Raw genomic sequence first — 21,892 nt, forward strand, 5'->3', positions numbered from 1 at the left:
GCACATATAAGTACTCGTAAGAGTCGTTTTAAAGTCTTGGATCATGCTATGTGACCAAGTAGGAGACTATAAAGTGAATGAAGTTAAATGGCCTAATTTAACTGGTCTTGGTGCGCGTCTTGTAGTATCGCCAGCCAACAATTTTCGCCCAAAAACGGCGATGCTTGTTGTTAATGAATTTGAGCAATTCAAAAAATCTATTGAACAAAACAGTTCTAAGCAATTTGAACAAGTGTTAATGGATGCCCATTTTTATGAAGTGCAAAATGATGATGGTATTCATGCGTACTACTATAAGAACCCGGCAAAGTCTGGTATCGATCTAAACGATCTTCAGAAGGTCTTTCCAGCGTTTACCAACGATATGAAAGTACCGACTAAGCAAGAAGATATTTATCTCACCAATCTACCGTTTAAGAAGAACATTCCGAACTGGAAAAGTTACTTCGCATCAGCGACCGAACGCCTTTCTGCTTTCCCTGAAGTGTATGTCAGTAAGCTAAACAATGGATCTAATATCCTTGATACGCTGAAAACCAGTCTTCAGGAATCGAACAAATCCTACTTGGCTCAATTTCAGTCTTCAAAAATTCCTTTTAATCGTCTTCAAGATTATGGCTATGAAAATATCTTCTCTAAAGTCTATCTAGATGAAGAATCGGCGATGGCCAGTGGCGAAAGTCTAGATAATCTAGCCAAAATTAAGTTGTCTCCATTTGCAGTACCCGTCAATTACGAAAAAGATGGTTCGTTACTGATTATTGATGACTTGCGCCATATTCCTGAAATCTTTGCTCATGATCCGTATGAAGCATTGGGGTTAAATGACAATATTAACCTGGTGCATTTTGCTCATGAATACGAGTCCACTTTTAATCAGCTGATTGAGCATGGCCGTGGCAACAGAATGTTTAACATGAGCTTTAAAGATGTTGATGCTTATGTACAAAAATTAGCTTCTGATCTTGTTGTGATAGACCGTGTGTTTAATCAACAGCAATTGCCGTATCCAAAGCTATTAGAATCAGCTAAACAAGGTATTCCAGCTTTTTATAAAGATGAACACGGCACATGGATGGCGTCTAAACAAGGTATTGAAACACGCCTTGTAGATAAGATGGTGTATGACGCTGCCATGCTTCGCCATGATGTCTTACAACAAATGGTACGCCAGATGCCAACAGGTAAAGTTTTCTTTGCCGATCTGAGCCAAGAGTTCTCTGAATTCTCTGTAAACATCGTTCCTAAGTTTAATGCGCTCTATGATCACCAATCTGCTGAAATCAAACAGCGTAAACTAGAAGAACAACTCAATGAATCAAATGTTAACGAGATCTTGAATGACCTTGATGTTAATTTTGAGGCAACTGAGAAGGCATCTATTACTGAGTCTGATCTACTCAACATTGCAAATGACCTCCCTACTCCAGAAATTGATGATGTTGCCGTACTTAAAGAGCTCTTAAAGTTTCCTGAAGAATTATTGGATGCAAGAGGCAATGACAAGGTGCGTGATTTCGCGCCGTCTATGCTTGAAATTAGACAGATCTTGGATGTCTATGTCATTCCTAAGGCTACTGAACAAGCTCAACAAATTGAGAAGCAATATAGTGATTATCTAAATCAGAAATATGCTGAAATTCAAGATGTCGTGCGCTCAGCTACACAAACAAAAAACTTCAGCGTAGATGATATTCAAGCGATCTCTGACGAAATCGACACACACAATGTTGAGATCTCAAAACAGTACAATGAAGTTAAAAAAGTCTTATGGCAAAGTGAAACTTTGGTATCTGGCATTACGTCTGCAACAAATACCTTTTTGTTTAATAAAAACAGCTTCTACTACGCTAAAGATGAAAACGGCAAATTTGTAGGTTTTGAATCTGAAGTAGAAAGCAATCAACATAAAGCGGATCTGTTCAAATTACTATCTAAGCAATTCGACAATCAATTGGTTTCAATTAACACGCCTGAGCTTCAGGAATTTGTGAATAATGAAACTGCAGTTGATATGTTGATGTCACGCACGAACAATTATGTTGAGCAAAATATCAATGATTTTGTTGCTGGTGATTTTTCTGCGCCTTTAGAGCTAGAGCAAGATGTACAGCGTTTAGAGTTAAGCGATCTGTGCACGGCTGATCTTGCTAATAACGATAAATTAGCTTCAGCGTATTTTGAAGAGTTTACTCGGCTTCTTGATGAATCAAACTTTGATGAAGCATTTTTAAAACAATCTCTATCACAAACTAAAAGTGCGTCATTCTTAAAGAACGGTGTAAATGAGATTTTATTCCGTAATTTATTGGTGCCAAATGCAAGTGAAAACTTCAATCGTAAGACTAAATCTGATTCTGTTCCTGAGGATATTCTTGCTAAAACTTCATCACATACAGATGGGTTTAGTCTGGACCGTCAGTTCAATCGCTTTGTTGAAGTTCAAAGCTTCCAAAAGGCATTAACAGCCAAATATCCGCAACAAGACTGGTCATTTATCACAAAGGATGACCGTGGCGAAAACATCAAGTCGATTGCTGAAGATATGCAGTCTGACATGGAAGAAGACCGTAAAGATGCAAAGGATCTGTTGTCGAGTATCGAACGTCAGTTTTATTCTAAAAATTCGACCTTATTTGTCTCGAACATGGATCTCGCTGCAGATGAAATCTATGTTCAGATTAAACCAACGGGTGACATTGACGATTTAAAAGTTAAAACCGTTAAATCAAATGAATTTGATGAAAACAAACATTTTTCATTGTCTACCGATGGCTACAAAGCAACAAATCAAGCGTATGCGAACATTGCCAAGTATTTTGTTGAAAAAACCCTATATCTAGAAGATGGCGATTATGACAAGGCACAAAAACTAGCTGCCTTAGTGATTGCTGGTGAAGATAAAGAGCTCAAACAAGAAACTAAGAAAGTCTTTGGTGTAGAGCTGACTGCAGATGACTTGAAGCAAGTCCAAAGCATGCAGTTAGAAGATGGTAAGCTCCAGTTAAACAAAACTGCCCTACCGAACCACAACTACAACAACATTCAGCTATTCAACTATCTGAACCTGATTGATATTAATCAGCGTACAGTTTTTGGCAAATTTGATGTTGAAGTACAAAAAGAATTTGAGGTGATTAAGGATCTTCTCAAACCTAATGTAGCTTTTCAGAATAACGTTAAATATTTTTCTCTAACAGCTGAAGAAGAGAACGTACAGTTCAATAGTGAATCTGAATACTTTAACACTCAGCTAGAAAATGCTGTAAAGCACTATGAAGATCACCACGGCGCAATCAAGATCCCTGATCATGATTTGTTTATAACTGTGTTTCAAAAGAATGATCTTCAGTATATACGCCTCTACAATCATAAAGACAAAAATGCGCCGTTTATTGGGCATTCAGTTTCCCTAGATGCCAATATACATAAGGCTACTGGCTTTAATGATAGAGATGCGGTTAAAACGTCTGCGAATGCTTTGTTTAAGTTATCGACTTCACGCAACAGCATGACGTTTATGCCTCCAGCTAAGTTCACTTTTGAAAAATATTACGAGTCAGATCTCAACTTCTTCAAAGCTAAAGATAGTCAGCAAACTTTAATCAATAAAGTGTTTACGTCTTTACCAAACAAGATGTTCCAGTACATTTCTGATCATCCATCTAATTTCAACTCTAAATTAGATTTCATCAGCAATCTTAATTCTGCAACATACGAAAAGTTTGAGGATCTTAGCTACGATAAAAAACCGAATGAAGTCACTGAGCTTCTGAGCAACATCTCTCCAGCGTACACCTATGTTATCGCTCATGTAGATGGCCAGACAGCAATCATGCCTAAAAACTTAACCAAAGTTTTTGATGTTCAGGCATTTGAAGAAGTTCATCCGTTTGATTTGGTGAACTCTAAACTTCAGAAAAGTGATCTTAAAGAACTTTTTAGCAATGGTATCAATGGTGAACCTGATCCGTTCATTAATAAGCTCAAATTTAGTGTTGTATTAAACCGTGTAGGTAATCCAGAACTTGAGGATATTCAGCCTAGATTTATGTTAGAGCAGATCGCCGTGAATGAGGCGTTTGCAGAAAAATATAAAACCTTAACCGCTTTAAATGAAGTCAATGCCGTCATGCTTGAGCATGTCAAAGCATTACAAGATACGATTAAACAGGCTTATGCTGAGCATTTTGTAGGTTCCAACCCTAAAGTTCACCAATACAAGTTGCTAAACAAATCATCTCAACAAGATGAAACACCGCAATTGTTTATGGTTGATACGGACTATGAGCCTCAATTAACTGCCGTGCTTCTTCGTATACCGTCTCATGACTATCAGTATCAATTGATTACTGGTTTTGATGATGTAGACCAGTTTAGTCACGAAATCTTAAATGCTATCGAATCTAAGGTTAATTTCGGTACCACTTTAGAGCAATTAGCACTATCTAACTTGCCTGAAATTCAGATTAAACACAAAACTGACTTTGAGAATAAACAGTTAGCAAGTTTGCATTTCCAAACTTTGATTACGAATACGCTTGGTGCTCTATACGATCAAACCGCACACATAAAGCCGTATATCAAAACTGAAAATCACAAATTGTTTTTGGCCATCAAGCCATCGACCGACAATGAATATGCATCGGTTAAACTTTTTGGTGATAAGTCCGATATTCACGGTGATTACAAGTCTCTGTGCGTTTTTCCTGTTAAAAGTATGCGCTCAGTTGAAGATGTCTTACAACTTCAAAACCGTGTGTTTACTGACTTCACGTTTATCGATCAATTGGTACCAAAAGACAAATATGTGCCTGTTGATGTAAAGGTAGAGCCAAGTGACTCCCCTGCTATGTACTTAGGTGATGTAGGTGCCAAGTTTGGCGGTGCACATAAAGATCGCTACGGTGAATACATTTCATTGGAATATATTTCAGCGACATCAGCCGATCAAACAGCTACGGACTATCGAAAAGCAAAAATCGTTGCAAATAAAGAATTCCAAGCTTGGTACACCAATACGCCACTCGGTATTGATGACAAAATATTCGTAAAGGCAATGTATGACTACTGCCCAACTAAACCGTTATTCTCTAAAAATGCGTTGATGCTTGATAGCCAACGAGCGACAGAATTACGTGCGTATGTGGCTGTTGTTTCTAACATCAGAAATTTGATGGTAGATACTCAAGAAGAGTTGATTCATGCGGTAAGAAACAATAAAAGCTTATCTGCTGAAAGTCTTGGTATGACTGATCGCCAACGTAAAGACTATATCGGGCTTTATAGTAAAGGTACCAAGAACAACTACAAAAACTACTTCGAATTGCTTAGCAATTTGAATGAGTACTACATTATGCCAGAACATACAGGCGGTATCAGTGTTCAGCTTGAGAAAATCATCGAAAAAACGATTGATAAAGAACTCAGTGAGATTCTATCAACAGGTAAGATCTTTGATTTTTACGGTAAGTCGAAAGTCACTAAAGATGTGAGCGATGCGATCAGCAACATGCAACGTACTGGCTTATATTCAACTGTGCTTGAACCATACGTTCTGAAAAGTGCGATTGAAAGTGGTTTAGTTAAAGCTGAATCTGCACCTATTTATGTTAAAGATCCTGTTGCACCAGTTATAGAAGCAACGACTGAAGCTGTGAATACACCTAAAGCACCACGTTTGCCGTCATTTACCAGTGAAGTGAAAAAACTTGAAAATGGCTTTGTGACTGAAAAAGTCCAATCAAGTATTTACGGATTGTTAAATTACTCTCGTACTGGTCCTGATCATCGCCAAGGTGCCGATGTGGATTCATTCAAGCTTAAAGATGACTTTTCTATCCGTGGTGTTGAAGTAGGCAATAAAGTTAGTCCTGTGGCTCAACAGTTGGTTAATGCCGTGTATGACTCATTGGCTGACTTAAAACAACTCATGGGCTTTAAATCAAACAATGGTTTATTGAACTTGGGTGTTGCTTTGGCTTCACGCGGAATTAAAGGATCTGCAGCGCATTTTGAACTGTCTAAGAACGTGGTTAACTTAACTCGTGATAGCGGATCTGGAAGTTTGGCTCATGAGTATGGCCATGCGCTAGATGCACACTTGGGAATGTTGGAAAAAGCGGAAGTATATAAAAATCACGCTCAAATGAATCGTTCTGTACTTCAGGACTATTATGAAGACATCCCTAATTTTGAGATACCAGGTGCACGACACTTCTTATCAAATATGTTGGATGCTGGATACTCCCCTGTTACTGAGTCCGGTCGTGCTTTTGAAAAGGTACATCGTGCGATGATGAATGAGCCAGTTCAGCCAATGAAAAATTACGGTCAAGTACTTCATGAGAATGCTGAGACTGCAATCAAGGCGTACCACACTGTTGCTGATTCAATGCATGATGAAGTGATTAAGAATAAAGAGAATTATCCTAATTCTACGCGCAAAACCTTAAACAGCTTCTTTGACTGGCACCAAAAGCACTATGAAGATCTCATTCGCCGTCAGTTTGAGAAAATTGAAGAGTACTTGAAGAAGTATGAGCGTGAATATAAAGCTGATACAAACCTATCTTTCTTCAGTACAGTTCAAGACAAGGTGGATGTCATTGTCTCTAAAATTAACACTGACATTAATGCTATAAGCTTTAAGTCGTTTGAGCGCTATCAGCAAAAACTTAATGATATGCGCCAGCCAGAACATCATTTACCTACAACCGGTTTGGAAGAAAAAATTACAGGTGTTGCGAACGCAGCGAATGTGGATTTAAAAACACTATCGCAAAACCTATCTGAATACTTGATAGAGTCATCTAAATACAAGTTCTATAACCTGGTAGAGAAGTACATGCCTGAGGGAGTTAAAAATCCTCATACTCAAATGCAAAACTTCTTTGATAAGTCGCAAGACGTTGAAGTTAACGTAGGTGATATTCGTTTTAGTGACAATCTATCGCGTTATAAAAAGGACTGTTTAAATATCGACAGTGCTGAAAATCGTGCAACGCCGTATTACGCGACCAGTACCGAAATGTTTGCTCGTTATTTTGAGACTTATTTGTACTCTAAAGTTTCAAATGAAAATGAAATGAAAAACTCATTTTTAATTGACGGCTACCCTACCGTACAACCTAAAGGTTTAGAGTTTGAGATCTGCAGAAACTTGACTGAACAATTAGTCGAAACTTGTGTGAATGAAATATTTGATCAAGATCTGCAAAACGAAAATACCCAAAAAATTATTGCTGAAGTTTCGATTGAAAAAGAAAATGAAGCTGACCAATTAAGACTTGAGATGTGAGATAACTAAATGCAATACGAAAATATTCATGAAGCAAAAACGCCACTTAAAAGCATGATTACTCGTAGTCATGCCTATATTCGCCTGTTGGTAGAAAAAAGTATGGCTGATGGTATTAAGTTTAAATATCACAACGGTAGACGTTTAACTCAAATTGATGATCCTGAGCGTGTTGTTTCTCAAATCTTCCCTTATTTTTTCCGTTTAGTTTTCTTGGAAATATCAACTTATTACGGTCAAACATTTGATGGTCTTAAGTTTCATTCTAAGAAACGTGCAACAGGAACATTGCAATTAGAGGTCAGTATTCTTGAAGACAAAATACCGAACCAATTAGAGTTTTTCACCTTTATTAGTTACGTTTTTAACTATGGGTTTTTAAAAAATCAATTCCATGAAGACTTAACCCTTTTAACCAAAGCAACAAAGTTTGCCAGTTAAAAGTTAGATCCATTTTAAATCTTAGATTTAGGTATATACTAAAAATAATTTTTAAATATTTAAACTTTCAATGTGGCTTTATAATCAAATAAAGCCATATTGATTTAGAAACAAGTTAGATATTTCTGAATTAAAAGTGTGGCGAAAGTATCAGTTTTATAAGTCAAACAGTCTGCAGTCTTTTAAGTAACTGTTGTAACGAAATAGTCATAACTGAGTCGCTGTACATTTGATGTGTATGCCCTTTTATTAATCCCATTGGAGATGATCGAATGCAAAAACCATTGCATGAAAATCTTGAAAACTTTCTGCCTTACTTGAAAAGTGAACTCGCTGCCAAAGGTATTTTAAGTGCGTCACTCAAAACCATCTTTTTGAACTACATTGATCAGATCACAAAAGAGAATAGATTCGTCAGCCATACCAATACGACCGATCGACAAATTGTATATATAGAACGTGGCGATGATGACATTGATGTTGCGCTTTAAATATTTTGTTGAAAATAATGAGTACTTAGAAGTTGAGTTAATCATCACGGATACTCATGTAAAGTTGGTTTATGCTGAATCACCAGAATTACACTTGCTTTATGATGATGAAACACCAATTTGCTTAGATGCTGGCCAGTTAATCAAGTGTACCAATGACTATGGAACATCACTTGCTACTTTAATTAGCGCCCTATTCCAATGTTTACTCAGTGATGATCCACAAAAAAATATCCAAGACGTACTTAATCAAACTAATCTTTTTGACAAAGTTTCAGATGAAAATGCCGAATTAAACAAGGGTTCACATGATTTCGATAACCGACAAAATCAAGCAAATATCTGGGTTTTCTGATTCAGATTCAGAAGTTGTTAAGGATAGTGTTTTATCCTTATCTACTGCTTTGTGGATCATGAATATACTCATGTCTACAAATTTTGTTATTGGTTTAACCAAGAGAGATCAGAAGCTTTTTGATAATGCCAAAGAAACACTGATTACTGAAATGAAGCGGTTAAATTACAATCTTAGCGATTATAAAGTACTCCCTGTTTCAAAAAAGAATGAACCGCTTTTGCTTCAAATTAAACTTGAACAAAAATCAGATCGGATCATAGATTTAGTCAATGCCAATTTAAAGGATTTATCCAAAGACGAGTCCATGGTTATTGAAGTTCTTTATGCAAATTTAATGAATAGTAATAGTGGTGTTTGCATCACTATAAGCGATATTCATGATAAAACAGCGCTTCAAGTCAGTGAGATTCTTACTGACATTTCAAAAGAATTAAAGGTATCTACTTTATCCGATGTTCTTGATATTTATGCACGACCAATTGAACATAATAATGCCAAGGTGAGCTTTACCCTGGTGAACCCATGGGCATTATCAACCGATAGAAAAAAGACTCTTTGCATTGCTGCACCCATATTCAATGAATACAACAGTCCATTTAAATTAATTGCACTTCTTCAAAATATCATTTATCTAATTAATCAGAAGTGTACTAAAGAGACGGACCTTCTATTCGATTCCATTAACCTACCAAAATTTCAAAATAGACTTTTTGGCCAAAGCTTTTTTTATATTAATTAGGACTAACCATGAAAAACCAAACACGCCCATTTACTGTAGTGTTGTTGGCTCCTATTGCAGAACAACCTATTCATGCTTTAGTTGCGCCATCAGGTGATTCAATTCTGTTATCACAAGATACGAAAGTCTCTACTCTCGCAAATTGTCCAGATATGATCGAATCTGAGTTCGGTACATATGATGAATTTCTTATCGAACATCGCGATCAATTTATGCTGTTTAACCAAGTCGCATCTGATTTAGATCCTGATCTAATTTTTCCTAAAGTGCATTCAGACCTACTTGAAGATAGCTTATGTATTATTCGTTCTATTTTCGCTTTTGAACGTTTCAAATTAGAAGAAGAACAAAAGAATGCTACTCGTAAAGAGCCTAAAGAAATTAATCAAGAATATTTAATGAAACGTGCGATAGACCAGGCAATGACTTTAGAGCAAGATGTTTCTGACCTTTCATCAAATGTAGAGCGCTTACAAAGCCCCATGTCTTAAACTCCATTAAATATATTTAAAATTAACTTTAAACCCTCTCTTAAAACTTATATGCTTATTAGTAATAGTTTAAGGGTGTGGTTTAAAGTATTTTTAGATGGATACAAATTTAGTTTTTTTCGATGACTTTAACGCTACTTCTAACACCTCTTCTGGTGAAAATCACCGTTCTTTAAATAACGTACTATTCTTCTTTCTCAACTATCATAAAGGTACGTTTTTAGCTGATACGATATTTTTTGATACCCACTATCAAACAATTGACAACCGTAATATTGTCGGGGTTTTGCCTGTTCTTTTTAGTATCTGCCAGATTGACCGTTCAGAAGGTCACACCGGGCAAATAGTCGATATTCAACAGGATCTAAATAACGTAGATGAAGATGATTATGAACCTGTAATTGATATAGATGATACGCAAACATTTAACTTGTTCTACCACTTCCTTAAACCATCCAATGATGCACCTGTAAAACCACACCTTAATAAACTAAAAGTATTACCAGACAACTTAATCGATTCGATTAAACACCATGAGCTTTTAAATTACATTCTTGCTCTCATTGAGAATAAGATCTGGACCGATTCTGATGTATTTAAGTATGAGTACAAAAATAGGTTTTTGTTTTGCGTTTTTATCTATTTGTCCAAGACCGTAGATCTAAGTTTTAATAGCTCTCACGCTTCTTTCACGAGCTGGCTTGAACTGCGTAACCTATCTTGGTTTGGTGCTAATGAAGTTGATACCAGTAACTTTGCAACATTAGAGCTTTATATACATGCCCTATCCTACACGCTTAAACTGGCAAACCATATTGTAAAAGCAATCATCAATAATAATGTGACGCCGTTTAAAGTTGCACCGCAAGAAGAATTGTTTTACTTTTTTGCTGAACGTACAGACGCACGTTCTCCTAATGAAGAGACTACACCGCCGTATACGCCAGCGGAAGATGATGAAACTTTTTCCACTGAACTTTCTAGTGCTCCAGTACCAGCACCGTCAAATAAGGAAACACCAAAAGTAACCGATGCTTATTTATTGGTTGGTGCGGATCTTGAGGATTCTGAGTCCACAACATCAGAAAAGAATGTGATTACTCAAGACTTCAACTACCAAGCACGTTTAAATGAATTATATGAGCTGTCAAAATTCATCAAAGATGAAATTATAGATGCTCCAATCATTTCTATTAATCAAGCGTGGAATATAGTGCAAGATAAATGGAAGTTTTATCTCGATACTTTTTCAAGTAGCTACTTCAATATGAATGATTTTGAGAAGACGGCTATTCTTAAACAATTGAAATCACTCAAAGCCAGTATTTTTATGAACTGGTTTGATATTAAGTCGGGTGCTGGCCAGCAAGTATTTATTGATCTAGTGTCATACGACACGTTTAAGATTGAGTTTCTTTCTTCTGAAGCTAAGATGATCCAAACTTACATGAAGAACCGTATTAAAAATCAGATGTATTTTGAAACTACGGCGCCACAACCAAAGTTTTTGAGAAATCTAAACAACTTATTTAATGAACGTGTCGATACGCAAAAAATTAAAGACATAGAAAACACTGAACTTTTGTTGAAGGTGAATGGCATTCTTGACGGTGTTACCAAAGATCTCATTGACAATATCAATCTGCATTTATCAAATGACATTTATCTTGTGAACTACTTTTCTAATGTAGATAAGGAACTGGAACCGCCCAAATATCACTTATTAGATATTTTGCTTCGTACTTCAGTGCTTAACCTTATCTATGTTTGTCCTACAGCATCACTCAATGCAACCAAGGATCTTCTAAATGCAATCACTGATCCTGAAATTGAGGTTTCAGCTTTTGACACATTCGACCGCAAACAATATCAAAATCAAATTGTAAAAGAACTCGCATGTTCATTCCGTCAGCGCATAGATCCATCTGAACTTTTGAAGCTAGATATTACGTAGATATAAAAAATGCCCATCATTCGGGCATTTTCTTTTTAATGGTTAGGCTTACCAAGGTCTAGGCTCTGGTGGGCGTGATGTGTATTCATTATCCATATTGTTTTCAGATTCATTGTCTTGGTCCAATTCTGGATCTGTTTGTTTGTAGCGGTTTTGGTAATCTTGCTGCTCAATTAAATCTTCTAGAGCCATTTCTTTAAAGTGACCAACAAGTAATGAACGTGTTTCTTCTTGGTATTCTGGTTCTTGCGCTAATTGACGTCCAATTTCATTCGGTAGTTTATTGTCGTAGATATATTTTAGGTTGGTTCGTTGTGTTTGTAGTGTAGGTTGTGGGTTAAACTCGTCAGTAAGGGAAACTACTTTAGCTTCACTAAAACTAGTGCCACAATTAAAAACGGCTCTGGTCGCGTCTTGAAGTATATCTTCTTCGTTCTGTATGTTTTCCATTTGGCTTAAACCCTTTATTAAAGTCAGAATCTTAAAATTAAGAGATGTATTAAGATACCCAATTATACTTCAATAAATTTTCAATTTGTACCTTTAACGCTTCTTGCTCTAATCTGTCTAAACCTATTGTTGCGATGTTCTCTAAAAACTTGTCTTTATACTCGTTGTAACTTTCTATATCGTCTTTTTTAATGGTTTTGTCTAGATTTAACGTAAGCATGAGGTTTAATACTTTTAATATTTTTAGGTTCTTCCGTTTTTTGAGAACTTCAATAGGATCTAATTCAAAAGTATTTATTTTATCTAGTTTTTCTTTATAAGTTATTGCCATTAAAGGATTTATGCTTTGGTTGAGTATGTAGGATAACTCTAAAACAGTTATATCTTTCCCCATATCTTTAGATACAGATTTCTTAATTTCCGACAGTAAAATTAAGTGAGATGTAAACTTTGCTTTATCCATAATAGTCTCTTGTATTTAAACTAAATCTTTAAAACAATTAGCAAGTCATGTTTAAACTTTCTGTATATACCAATAACAGTTTTGTGGTACATTATTGCTAATTTAAAAACCATTGTTATTTGTAATAAAATGGTTTTAATGATTCTTTGGTTAAAAGGTATTAAGCCTTTTAGTTAAACGTCTAACTTGTAATTTATAACACTTTGCTTTTAGTCGTCTTAAGTAAGCGATGTATAAGAAGCATTAAGAAAAACGGTGAGTTAGCTATGAGTTTATTTTGTCAATCGACAAATCCGAATTGTGATGGCGACCAAGCCGTTACTCTTCTCTCATCTATCTTTGGACACGACTTCATCAATGCGTTTATCAATGCGTCTGGACCAGCCTCGACAGTACCATCATCAGGTTTACTCACTAATATATTATTAGGCGGTGTAGCTAGTGTGGCAATGTCGTTGGTTTTGGTTTTTGCGATCGGTATTGGTTTAACAGCACTTTTGAAAAGCGCCCAGGACGGTGAAGCTTTCGGGAAAGATTCAAAAGTCACTACGATGTTTTCCCGAATATTATATTCGATTATTTTACTTTTACCTACGGCGTCCGGCTACTGTTTCATTCAAGTAGTCGTGCTAGGTATGGTGCTATGGTCAAATAATGTATCCAATACAATTAATAATAGAACGTTAGGCGAATCCTTAATGGCTTCGGCTAGTTTGTCAGATACGCACGATCATCAGCGTGACATCTTTGGATTTAGGAAAAATGCGCCTGTTATGCTTCGCCAGTTGCATTGTATTAACGTTCTAAACCAAGAGTTTTATACTCTACCGCCAGCATTCGGGCGCTATTTTAGTGATGGTGCTTATGGGGCGAATGCTAATCCTGGTGTTAGCATGACTGCAGTAGAGAAAAAGCAAAACTACATTGATAAAACCGCTAAAACTGCAAGTAACTGGACATCTGTTACTTATAACTTCGCTTACGCTGACAGCCGTTTAGAAGTTGGGGGCAAAAAAGAGCCGATCTGTGGCGGTGCTTCAATGAACGTTGTTAATCCAGCTGCGGTTAATGCTGAGTTAATGGACATTCCTGTTTATAAACTTCGCCAATCAGATCAAAACAAGATCAACGTTGCTTTGGCAAATGTTCAAGCTAAGTTACAACAAGAAAAGAACAATCTATATCGTCAATTCTTTATCGATTTAGAAAAGTGGTATATCGCATATCAAGTAAGCCCTAATGCCACTGAACAGGAAGGAACATTCCCGATTAGTAAAGCTGCTATGGATGCTTTCAATGCGCTAGTTGATAATTATGTGAATAAGAGTCATACCGTAACGAATAATGTTCTGACTTCTGAAAATGGCTATACTGCGGTTCAAACTGTTGTTAATACGCTAAATCAGCGCGGTTGGATGATGACGCCTGAAGCTCGTATTAAAGTAGGTCAATATCGCGCTATTGTTGAGAAGTATATTACTGAACCTTTGTGGACGTTCAGCCCTCCTACACTGAATTCAGCAATCATGAGCAACTCAAAAGGTGAAGCAATTTATAACACCGTTTATGTTGCAATGGATAATGCTGTTGGTAGCATTACATCCAACAATAATTGGGTGGCAAACGGCGATATTGCCGACTCTACCAACTTAATATCAATGTCTACCGATGGTGGTGACTCAAACAAAGTATCCAACATCGATCAAAAGTTTTCGGCATATGGTTCTGCTTGGGCAACAAACATTACTAAATCATTGGTAATGGGTGTATTGGTCGGTGAAAAAGGCGATGCGGAATTATTAAATAATAATTCGTCAAGCTCAAATATCAGCCCTACTACATTGCACCGCAATACGAATGTTATCCGTAATATTCAAGATACTGGTGAAGCAATCTTAGTCTATAAAGCTGTGGCTCAAGGTACTGTTGTCGGCATGAAATTAGTCGTGCTTACTGCTCGTTCTGGTTCTGCTCTTGTTCAATGGGTACCAGGGCTTAAGGGCGTAACTGAAGAAGGCACCAACGCTTTAGAATATGCCGTTGAAAATATCTTTGCTCCTATCCTTGGTCAGCTAGTAACGTATTTGACGATTCTTGGTGTGTGGATGGCGGTTGTTATTCCATATATGCCAATGATCTTCTTTGGTCTAGCTTGTGTAGGTTGGATCATCCATATCCTATACGCTGTGTGTGGTTTGCCTTTATGGGCGCTAATGCACATGATCCCTGAGCGTACTTTTGTCGGTAGCCAAACACAAGGTTATGTCACGGTATTAACGTTGTTCATGCGACCAATATTTATCATTGTTGGTTTCTGGATGGCTGAAATTATTATCGGGCCAGCTCTTGTTACGCTTACTGATATGTTCTTTAGCTACCAAGGTGCAATGAGCATCGCTTATTCATCTAATACGTTTACAGTTATCTTTACTGAGCTGATTACGTTTATCTGGAAGTTCTTCTTATATCTATTCTTGATGACTTCAGCGATCTACCTGATTTACGGGTTGGTATTTAGTGTTGCTGACCAAGTACAACAATGGATTGGTTCTGGATTGAATGGCGGTCAGTGGGGTGAAACAAACTCAAAAGAAGCTATTCAAAAGTTTGGTGGCGCTGCAAGTACGTTGTCTGGTCCATCTCCAGCATCTCGCCGTCCTTTACCGCCTGGTAGACGTCCTGATGGTGGTAAGGGTGGTCCAAATAATCCGAAAGGTGGTGGTGGTGGCAATGGTGGTACAGGTGGTAATACATTAGGCGGTACTGGTAGTACGACTGCATATAGCCCTGTAAACATGCCAGCTAGATCCGCTTCTTTTGGCGCTGCAACTGGTGGTACAGGTGGTATTACTCCAAGTGGTGTCACTGGTGGTACGGGTGGTAGAACTGGTCTTGGTGCTAAACCAACATCACCTACCCCAAGCCAAGGTCAATCTACATTCGGTATGGGTGCTACAAGTGTAAGTGGTACAAATAATACGCCTACTACTGGTGGTGGTCTATATGGTGCAAATGCTTACGGAAAAACAGCTTCTACGTTTAATCGTGGTGTAGCTAAAGCATCAGCATCTAAGACTGGTTCTACTTTCGGTAGTGTGAATGTTGCAAGTGGTACTGGCTATACGTATGGTACTGGTTCGACTCCTAATGCACGTTTTGGTGCTAGTTCTAGTGCAACCAAGAAATCTAATATTTCTGGCCGTAGCACTATGACTAATCGTGTGCGTTCAGGTTTAAGTTCAACTCTGTCTAAGTTTAAAGGTAAACCTTAAAATCTAGACAATAAAAAATGGTGCTTTATAAGCACCATTTTTTTTATCAAAATATTCATAATTAAAAGTTGATTTTCTGAATGTTGTTTTTGTTTGTAGAGTTAAAAATAAATCTACGAACGCCGATATTAACAAGTTGCTGTTGATCTTTCTCTAGCTGACCAACTGCATGACTGTAAGCACGGTTCAAATTGTTATATGAACGGTTTTGCACAAGTAAGTCAAAGTTGTTGATACGCTCTTCTTCTAACTCAATTTGCTTGTTATTAAGCTCGATGTCTTTTGCTTTCATTTGGGCGCAAACATTGTTGTACTTGTTCGCCAGCTCATTGTGCTTGCTTGTAACGTCATCAATGTGTGCGTTCGCTTCAGTAACCAATTCGTTGTACTGATTTGTAATACCTTTGATTCTGTTTTCTAGCATTTCAATGTGAGCTAACAAGGCATTTTCATTCTTCATGTGTACTTTGTTTTGGATTAAAAAGTCTAATCCCATTGAAGCACGGTCAATCGCTTGGTCGAAAGTAGCGCTTAAAACGTGTGCGTGATTTAACATATTTAGATACCTCACTACTTTTATTAAATTAAAATATTAAAACCATGTAACCTTATTCTTAAACCTATCAATAAGATTAACGCTATATGTATATACTATCTTAAAACAAAACCTAAAAACTTTTTTTAAAGTATAAAATAAGTATTTAATCGTATATACTTAATCCGTCCACTTAGATATTAGGGACATTTAATAAGAAGTTAATTTATTTTAAGAACTTCCTTTAAGCCTGGCGATTCACTTATGAAATTTAGACCCTCATTTCAATTAAAGCCCTTGAGCTGTGGCATTAAAGTCGCAATTTTAGTGACTTGCTCGGCTTTTATTTATACCGCTAACGCCGATCCTATTTCTGAAAACGTAACCGCTACAAACGCTAATACGGCAAAAGTTCCTAACAACGCTCAAAAAATGATTTTCCATAAATATTCGATCATGCCGAATGATGGGCGCCGTAGTGCTGGTCGTTTTGGTGAATTTCGTTTGCGAGGGGGCGCTGCTGGTAGTCATAACGGTATTGATATTAGTCGTGCGAATCCTAATGACCTTACACTTAAAGCAATTGGTTCAGGTTCTATTGTCTCTTATGACACACGTTCATCTGGTTCAAGCAACCAATCAACCACTAACCCACTAATTATGCAGATGGATACTGGCGATCGAATCATGTATCGCCATACTGATCCATCGTATCAAAAAAAATTTAACGCTTACCCTGGTCAACGTATTCAAGCTGGTCAAAACATCGCACACATGTCAAATAAAGGCTGTGGTTCATGTGCCGTGCATTTGCACATTGAATATGGTGTAAAAGCAAAACGTGGGCTAGATGTTTGGCTGAATAAAAACTTAGATCAAGTTTTTAAAAATCCATCCATTGCACTTCAGCAACGCGTTAAAGGATCTGCGCCATATGTGGGTAGTTCTGAATATAAGTTAACAGATCCTACGCCATATTTACCTCAGGACGTTGTGATTAGTGTCTCGCCACAAGGACAAGCATTAGAAAACAAATACACACCGTACTTGGGTAACACCATTAGGACTCAATGGAATGCCTTATATTCATCATCAACAGGAATCACCCTCCCCGTTTCTTCATCGGTAGATGGCATTGCAGTAAAACAAGGCAAAAAGCTTCCAGCACTTGCATTTAGTGGCGATGTTTCGATGGATGCTTATGGATCTGCACAAGTGCAAGTCGCTCAAATGATTGCTGACGGTACTATCTCACCTGAAGCAGCTGCAAGCGGTACCATTTATGCAAATGATGTTGCTCAATATGCACCGCCTAGAACTATATTTGGTGGTACGGCTGATGATGTGGGTTTTGATATTGGTGCACTTAATTCTACGCCAGCAGAATTAATTGAAAACATTGGTACTGGACGTTATGGCAACTCTAAATGGTTTAATGAATTAGCAACCATGTCGATGATGGGGCTTTTGATTGAAAAGCTAAACATTATCAATGCACAAAACTATTTGACTAAAGAGATCCATAAACAAAATGAACGCTTAGAGGCTCTTTTGGCAGCTTATACAGCGTCAGAAACTCAACGCTATTCTGGCCGTGTAGATGAACTTTATACGAAAGCTGAACAACCAACTGTTATTCCTGAAGTAGCAGTAGTTGAAATGCAACAGCTTTTTGATGAAGGTGGAAACGGGCAAGTTTATTCAGATGCACAAATCTTAAAAGGTGGACAAGGTACTCCAGATCGTAAATGTGGTTGGGGTATACCAGGTGCTTTTGGTGCGGTTAAAGATGGTATTAAGCGTGTTGCTTTAAAACATGGTTATAACCCTAATGACGTTGCAGCTATTCTTGGTTTTGAATCTGCCGGTTTTAATCTTAAAATTGACAACAACGCTGGTGCATATGGTTTAAGTCAATGGACTAAAATTGGTATAACAGATATTAATGCTTCAGATTTAACAGCGAGAGGAATACCAGCTTCAATTAAATCAAACCCTAAGCAAATCACTACCCTGAGTGCTCAACAACAAGTCGAATTATTAGATTTATACCTTGCAGTAAAAGCACGACAACGTAAAAGCGACTATAATAATAAAACAATAGCTGGGTTTTATGCTCTAGTTTTAGGTGGACCATATAAAAGTCCTAGTCGTGAATATAATGCGAACAGAAACCTTGATAGAAACCCTCGTGATGGTGTTGTGACTTTAGGTGAAGCCGTTACATTTGAAGGTATTGTTATGCGTTTATGCCCTTACTATTCTGAATACCCTTAATAGAGCAATTAAAGGAAATATTATGAAAAACAGATTTTTGTCTTTATTGGGTTTTAGCCTTTTAGCATGTGCATCTTTTAATGCTAGTGCTAATACTAGCTCAGACTCTATTCGTGCTGAACTTGAAAAACTGCGCTTAGTAAACGTTAAATGTGCTGCGGTTTCTAACGATCCATTTGATGCAAAACACCTAAATTGCTATACAAATGTTTATAACCGCGCAAGTCAGCTTGGTAGCCTTGCTTCTAAATATATTAATAATGAAGAAGCTCCGCGTGTTCTAGCTGATCACAATCGAAACTTTACTCAGTTACTTGCTAACTGCGATCAGTTATACGCTGGCCAGACTGCAAAGTACAAAACACTAAGCATGCAATGTAAAGCGACCAACAAATTAGGTTGGGCAATGTTTATTCCGGCATTAATGAAGTAATAAAGGATCAGATTATGAAAAAGTTTTTAAGTTTAGCTTTGATATGTGCTGCTACCATTATTACGTCATCTGCCAACGCTGGTTATAAGACCAAAGCTGAAGCTATTCAAGCTTATAACAAGGTACAAGCCGAGTATCAAAAATGCGTATTTAATTATAATGAAGCGCGTGATTCTGAGTACGGTTCACCAGAACTTAAGTGCAATACACCGTACAACCAATCATTAACACGTTTCATCAAAGACGTTCGTGCGGAAAGTCAAAAGAATGCTGCAGCTTGGCAAGCAATCAATATACAACATATTAAATTTAGCCAAAACTGTGATAGTCAAACTATGGTGAGTTCATACAATCCATCGTTTTTTATTCGTCAATCTTATATGTGTGAATCCTCTGCTTTTACATCTTTAGCACAAGTGGCAATCGACCTTTCTTATTAATTTCAAAACATAAAAAGGGCATCTATAAGATGCCCTTTTTTGTCGTTTGGTTTTAGACTTTTTCTATAATTGTTTCGGTATCTGGTGTTTCAACTTCAAACCCAAAGTGAAGATTACCGTATTCAATTGCTTCTTCTACCCAATGCAAGCCCATGTTTTGCTCATTTCCTACTTTGCTTGAATCATAAGCCTCAAGGGGCATCACCCTCTTAATATCATTTTCGATGAAAAAATATGTATAACAGTGAGGGTGCACGTAGATTCCATCAAAATAAAATGGAATTAAATATCTCCCCTTTAATTCCTTAAACTGCTCAATTGTATGTTTACTTGAAGCAATTCCACCGCCTGAATCTATGACAATGCTTCTAAAAGATCCTGAAGGAATATCAACGATAGCTAGGCCATCGAACGTTTCTACACCATTTAATATCTCTTTAGTTTTGAGAAAAACACCTGGTTCAAAATGGCGTTGCTTGAAATTAAAATCTTCTGTGAAACTAAAGTTTGACTTTGTTTCCTTTTCAATTAGATGAAACATTTCAAGAAGTGGTGTGATTATATCTGCGACCTGTGAGCCCTTTTTCTTAACTAGCTCCATGATATACGGTTCGTGATGAAACTCTCCGCGAATATAACTAGCATTGTGACATGCCTGAAACACTCTATTTTGCAGAACTTCAACTTGATTAGGCATTTGAAATCTCCATATTTTTTGAATTTAAGTGTTCCAATAAATCATTAATGCCATCTGTAAATAATATGTTTTTGGCTCGTGTTACGGTCACATACAACAGCCGTTTTTCATCTGCAGAAATCATTAGCTTTTTATCGAGAATTTTATAGTTAAACCCTTTTGCGATTAGGACATTATCCCACTCTAAACCTTTACTCTTGTGTGATGTGCTAATGACCAAAGTGTTTTTTGGGTCAGTTTCATCATCAGCCATACTATTTTCTAACGCCCACTCAATCACTTGCCATGAGTATTGGTTTGTTAGATCCAGAAAGGTTTTTAATTCTGTAGTTGCCCCCTCCACTTCTCCAAACACTTGTATATGGTCCACAAGCTCTTGGTAGGAAGAAAAGTTTTGAAGCTCTTTACACGTTGGCCGTTTATTTGCTCTCAGTTGAAAAATACCACTGAAAATATCTTTACTGCGCTTTCCATCAACCTCAAGACGTATTTTCTTTTCGCCATTAAGGTAGCTATGAAACTTAAAAAAGTATTCAAAAGCCGTAGCATTTGTTCTACAAATAATCGCGTTCAATGAAGATGGTGCATAACTTGATGTACTGAAAGTGGTAACTTTTGACGTTTTACTTGGTAAACCTTTTAACTGTCGGGTTTCACCAAAAAGTTTATTGAGAAGTAGATTAGCTATATCTGCAACTGCATTACCAAACCGAAACGACTGCTCTAAGTACAATGCTTCAAGATCTAGGTTCTGTAAAATATCTTTCGCACCCCTAAAGCCATAAATGCTTTGGTATGGATCTCCAACAAAAATAACTTTTGCTTTTTGACGTTTGAGTACATCTAGTATTAATTGGTCACTATCTTGGCTTTCATCTACCATCACGTAATCAAAATCAAGTTGTGGTTTTTGCAGTACCCACCACTTGAGATAGTAATCGTGTGTAATACCATAATCACCGTTTGGATCAACTACATCATTCCAGATCATTTTCGCAATTGAAGTGATTTTATCTTCAAGAACGTCATTGCGCTTAATTGATGTTTGTTCTTTTAATGCTATGTAAGCATGATCATTGGTAACAGTCTGATCCACTGTCATACAAAAATAACGTAATGTATTAAGGATAATCAGCGCTAATGTTAGATCGGTGAGTTGTCGGTTTTTCCCGTTGTACTGAAATCGAATGTTTTCAAGTTTAAACTTTTGAACAATATCTTTAGGAAGTAACGTAGGCTTGTTAATCTTATTTTTCAGCCAACCGGGTATATTTCTGTAAGCTAGGGAATGGAATGTAGAACATGTGACTGAATTCAATCCATATTCAGCGAATTTTTGATTAGCTTCATCTGCCATCTTTTTATTAAATGATAGATATAGTCCAAGCTTACCTAGTTGTTGCAAAGCACTACTACAGTGGATCAATGTCGTAGTCTTACCAGTACCAGCAAAAGCAATCAATTTAAAACTGGTTTTTAGTCGTGTTGCTTTATCAATTGCTCGTTGCTGTTCACTGGTAGGTTTTTGAGTAATTTTCTTCACAACCATTG

16 protein-coding genes are annotated in these 21,892 nt (G+C 37.0%); 11 read left to right on the plus strand and 5 right to left on the minus strand.

The genetic code is table 11. The features are described 5' to 3' along the window. The first annotated feature begins 73 nt into the window (after nucleotides 1-73). The 7 genes from ACO1B7_RS16210 (at nucleotide 74) to ACO1B7_RS16240 (ending at nucleotide 11,774) form a co-directional block, all read left to right on the plus strand. Complete coding sequence (locus tag ACO1B7_RS16210; RefSeq protein ID WP_227504984.1) at nucleotides 74-7,300, plus strand: LPD1 domain-containing protein; 7,227 nt, start codon at nucleotides 74-76, stop codon at nucleotides 7,298-7,300. A 9-nt stretch (nucleotides 7,301-7,309) separates the two neighbouring features. Beyond that, nucleotides 7,310-7,741, plus strand: a complete 432-nt coding sequence (locus ACO1B7_RS16215) for a hypothetical protein (protein ID WP_005005806.1) — start codon at nucleotides 7,310-7,312, stop codon at nucleotides 7,739-7,741. A 272-nt stretch (nucleotides 7,742-8,013) separates the two neighbouring features. Then, the gene (locus ACO1B7_RS16220) at nucleotides 8,014-8,232 is read left to right on the plus strand and encodes a hypothetical protein (protein ID WP_423090396.1); all 219 of its coding nucleotides are present in this window, start codon (nucleotides 8,014-8,016) and stop codon (nucleotides 8,230-8,232) included. Then, nucleotides 8,207-8,587, plus strand: coding sequence for a hypothetical protein (locus ACO1B7_RS16225; protein ID WP_423090397.1), 381 nt, complete (start codon nucleotides 8,207-8,209; stop codon nucleotides 8,585-8,587). The genes ACO1B7_RS16220 and ACO1B7_RS16225 overlap by 26 nt, the downstream gene beginning before the upstream one ends. Next, the gene (locus tag ACO1B7_RS16230; protein WP_005028672.1) at nucleotides 8,541-9,329 is read left to right on the plus strand and encodes a hypothetical protein; all 789 of its coding nucleotides are present in this window, start codon (nucleotides 8,541-8,543) and stop codon (nucleotides 9,327-9,329) included. Before ACO1B7_RS16225 ends, ACO1B7_RS16230 begins: the two co-directional genes overlap by 47 nt. Nucleotides 9,330-9,337: 8 nt before the next feature. After that, nucleotides 9,338-9,820, plus strand: a complete 483-nt coding sequence (locus ACO1B7_RS16235; RefSeq protein ID WP_005028671.1) for a hypothetical protein — start codon at nucleotides 9,338-9,340, stop codon at nucleotides 9,818-9,820. 97 nt (nucleotides 9,821-9,917) lie between these two features. Further along, nucleotides 9,918-11,774, plus strand: a complete 1,857-nt coding sequence (locus ACO1B7_RS16240) for a phosphohexomutase domain-containing protein (protein WP_005028670.1) — start codon at nucleotides 9,918-9,920, stop codon at nucleotides 11,772-11,774. Between the two features lie 48 nt (nucleotides 11,775-11,822). Here ACO1B7_RS16240 and ACO1B7_RS16245 read toward each other — a convergent pair whose 3' ends face one another. Together ACO1B7_RS16245 and ACO1B7_RS16250 are read right to left on the minus strand one after the other, a co-directional pair. Next, entirely contained in the window at nucleotides 11,823-12,224 is a 402-nt protein-coding gene (locus tag ACO1B7_RS16245) for a hypothetical protein (RefSeq protein ID WP_005028669.1), read from the minus strand. 49 nt (nucleotides 12,225-12,273) lie between these two features. Next, nucleotides 12,274-12,687, minus strand: a complete 414-nt coding sequence (locus tag ACO1B7_RS16250) for a hypothetical protein (protein ID WP_005028668.1) — start codon at nucleotides 12,685-12,687, stop codon at nucleotides 12,274-12,276. A gap of 266 nt (nucleotides 12,688-12,953) precedes the next feature. On the opposite strand from ACO1B7_RS16250, the gene ACO1B7_RS16255 reads away from it, so the two are divergent. Further along, nucleotides 12,954-15,959, plus strand: a complete 3,006-nt coding sequence (locus ACO1B7_RS16255; protein WP_005028667.1) for a DotA/TraY family protein — start codon at nucleotides 12,954-12,956, stop codon at nucleotides 15,957-15,959. A 61-nt stretch (nucleotides 15,960-16,020) separates the two neighbouring features. Here the strand turns inward: ACO1B7_RS16255 and ACO1B7_RS16260 are convergent, their stop codons facing one another. Continuing rightward, complete coding sequence (locus tag ACO1B7_RS16260) at nucleotides 16,021-16,515, minus strand: spectrin repeat-containing protein (protein WP_005028665.1); 495 nt, start codon at nucleotides 16,513-16,515, stop codon at nucleotides 16,021-16,023. Nucleotides 16,516-16,758: 243 nt separating this feature from the next. Here ACO1B7_RS16260 and ACO1B7_RS16265 point away from each other — a divergent pair, with 243 nt between their 5' ends. The 3 genes from ACO1B7_RS16265 to ACO1B7_RS16275 are packed head-to-tail and all read left to right on the plus strand — an operon-like array spanning nucleotide 16,759 to nucleotide 19,644. Continuing rightward, nucleotides 16,759-18,771 (plus strand): peptidoglycan DD-metalloendopeptidase family protein, encoded by a 2,013-nt coding sequence (locus ACO1B7_RS16265; RefSeq protein WP_423090398.1) that lies wholly within the window; start codon nucleotides 16,759-16,761, stop codon nucleotides 18,769-18,771. 22 nt (nucleotides 18,772-18,793) lie between these two features. After that, nucleotides 18,794-19,204 (plus strand): hypothetical protein, encoded by a 411-nt coding sequence (locus ACO1B7_RS16270; protein ID WP_005005820.1) that lies wholly within the window; start codon nucleotides 18,794-18,796, stop codon nucleotides 19,202-19,204. Between the two features lie 14 nt (nucleotides 19,205-19,218). Beyond that, nucleotides 19,219-19,644 carry a hypothetical protein gene (locus ACO1B7_RS16275; RefSeq protein ID WP_005005821.1) on the plus strand — a complete coding sequence of 142 codons (426 nt, stop codon included), beginning with the start codon at nucleotides 19,219-19,221 and terminating at the stop codon, nucleotides 19,642-19,644. A 52-nt stretch (nucleotides 19,645-19,696) separates the two neighbouring features. Here the strand turns inward: ACO1B7_RS16275 and ACO1B7_RS16280 are convergent, their stop codons facing one another. Continuing rightward, on the minus strand, nucleotides 19,697-20,341 hold the full coding sequence (locus ACO1B7_RS16280) for a hypothetical protein (RefSeq protein WP_032055053.1): 645 nt from the start codon (nucleotides 20,339-20,341) through the stop codon (nucleotides 19,697-19,699). After that, nucleotides 20,334-21,890: a UvrD-helicase domain-containing protein gene (locus ACO1B7_RS16285; RefSeq protein WP_032055052.1), complete on the minus strand. Its 1,557-nt coding sequence runs from the start codon at nucleotides 21,888-21,890 to the stop codon at nucleotides 20,334-20,336. The genes ACO1B7_RS16280 and ACO1B7_RS16285 overlap by 8 nt, the downstream gene beginning before the upstream one ends. Between the last annotated feature and the right edge of the window lie 2 nt (nucleotides 21,891-21,892).

This window comes from Acinetobacter lwoffii, from assembly GCF_049367455.1.
Taxonomy (GTDB): domain Bacteria; phylum Pseudomonadota; class Gammaproteobacteria; order Pseudomonadales; family Moraxellaceae; genus Acinetobacter; species Acinetobacter lwoffii_W.

What these genes read in the sequence shown, in the direction of transcription:
- ACO1B7_RS16215 (WP_005005806.1), top strand. Translation starts at nt 7,310, where the DNA reads ATGCAATACGAAAATATTCATGAAGCAAAAACGCCACTTAAAAGCATG.
- ACO1B7_RS16220 (WP_423090396.1), top strand. Translation starts at nt 8,014, where the DNA reads ATGCAAAAACCATTGCATGAAAATCTTGAAAACTTTCTGCCTTACTTG.
- ACO1B7_RS16225 (WP_423090397.1), top strand. Translation starts at nt 8,207, where the DNA reads ATGATGACATTGATGTTGCGCTTTAAATATTTTGTTGAAAATAATGAG.
- ACO1B7_RS16230 (WP_005028672.1), top strand. Translation starts at nt 8,541, where the DNA reads ATGATTTCGATAACCGACAAAATCAAGCAAATATCTGGGTTTTCTGAT.
- ACO1B7_RS16235 (WP_005028671.1), top strand. Translation starts at nt 9,338, where the DNA reads ATGAAAAACCAAACACGCCCATTTACTGTAGTGTTGTTGGCTCCTATT.
- ACO1B7_RS16240 (WP_005028670.1), top strand. Translation starts at nt 9,918, where the DNA reads ATGGATACAAATTTAGTTTTTTTCGATGACTTTAACGCTACTTCTAAC.
- ACO1B7_RS16245 (WP_005028669.1), bottom strand. Translation starts at nt 12,224, where the DNA reads ATGGAAAACATACAGAACGAAGAAGATATACTTCAAGACGCGACCAGA.
- ACO1B7_RS16250 (WP_005028668.1), bottom strand. Translation starts at nt 12,687, where the DNA reads ATGGATAAAGCAAAGTTTACATCTCACTTAATTTTACTGTCGGAAATT.
- ACO1B7_RS16255 (WP_005028667.1), top strand. Translation starts at nt 12,954, where the DNA reads ATGAGTTTATTTTGTCAATCGACAAATCCGAATTGTGATGGCGACCAA.
- ACO1B7_RS16260 (WP_005028665.1), bottom strand. Translation starts at nt 16,515, where the DNA reads ATGTTAAATCACGCACACGTTTTAAGCGCTACTTTCGACCAAGCGATT.
- ACO1B7_RS16265 (WP_423090398.1), top strand. Translation starts at nt 16,759, where the DNA reads ATGAAATTTAGACCCTCATTTCAATTAAAGCCCTTGAGCTGTGGCATT.
- ACO1B7_RS16270 (WP_005005820.1), top strand. Translation starts at nt 18,794, where the DNA reads ATGAAAAACAGATTTTTGTCTTTATTGGGTTTTAGCCTTTTAGCATGT.
- ACO1B7_RS16275 (WP_005005821.1), top strand. Translation starts at nt 19,219, where the DNA reads ATGAAAAAGTTTTTAAGTTTAGCTTTGATATGTGCTGCTACCATTATT.
- ACO1B7_RS16280 (WP_032055053.1), bottom strand. Translation starts at nt 20,341, where the DNA reads ATGCCTAATCAAGTTGAAGTTCTGCAAAATAGAGTGTTTCAGGCATGT.
- ACO1B7_RS16285 (WP_032055052.1), bottom strand. Translation starts at nt 21,890, where the DNA reads ATGGTTGTGAAGAAAATTACTCAAAAACCTACCAGTGAACAGCAACGA.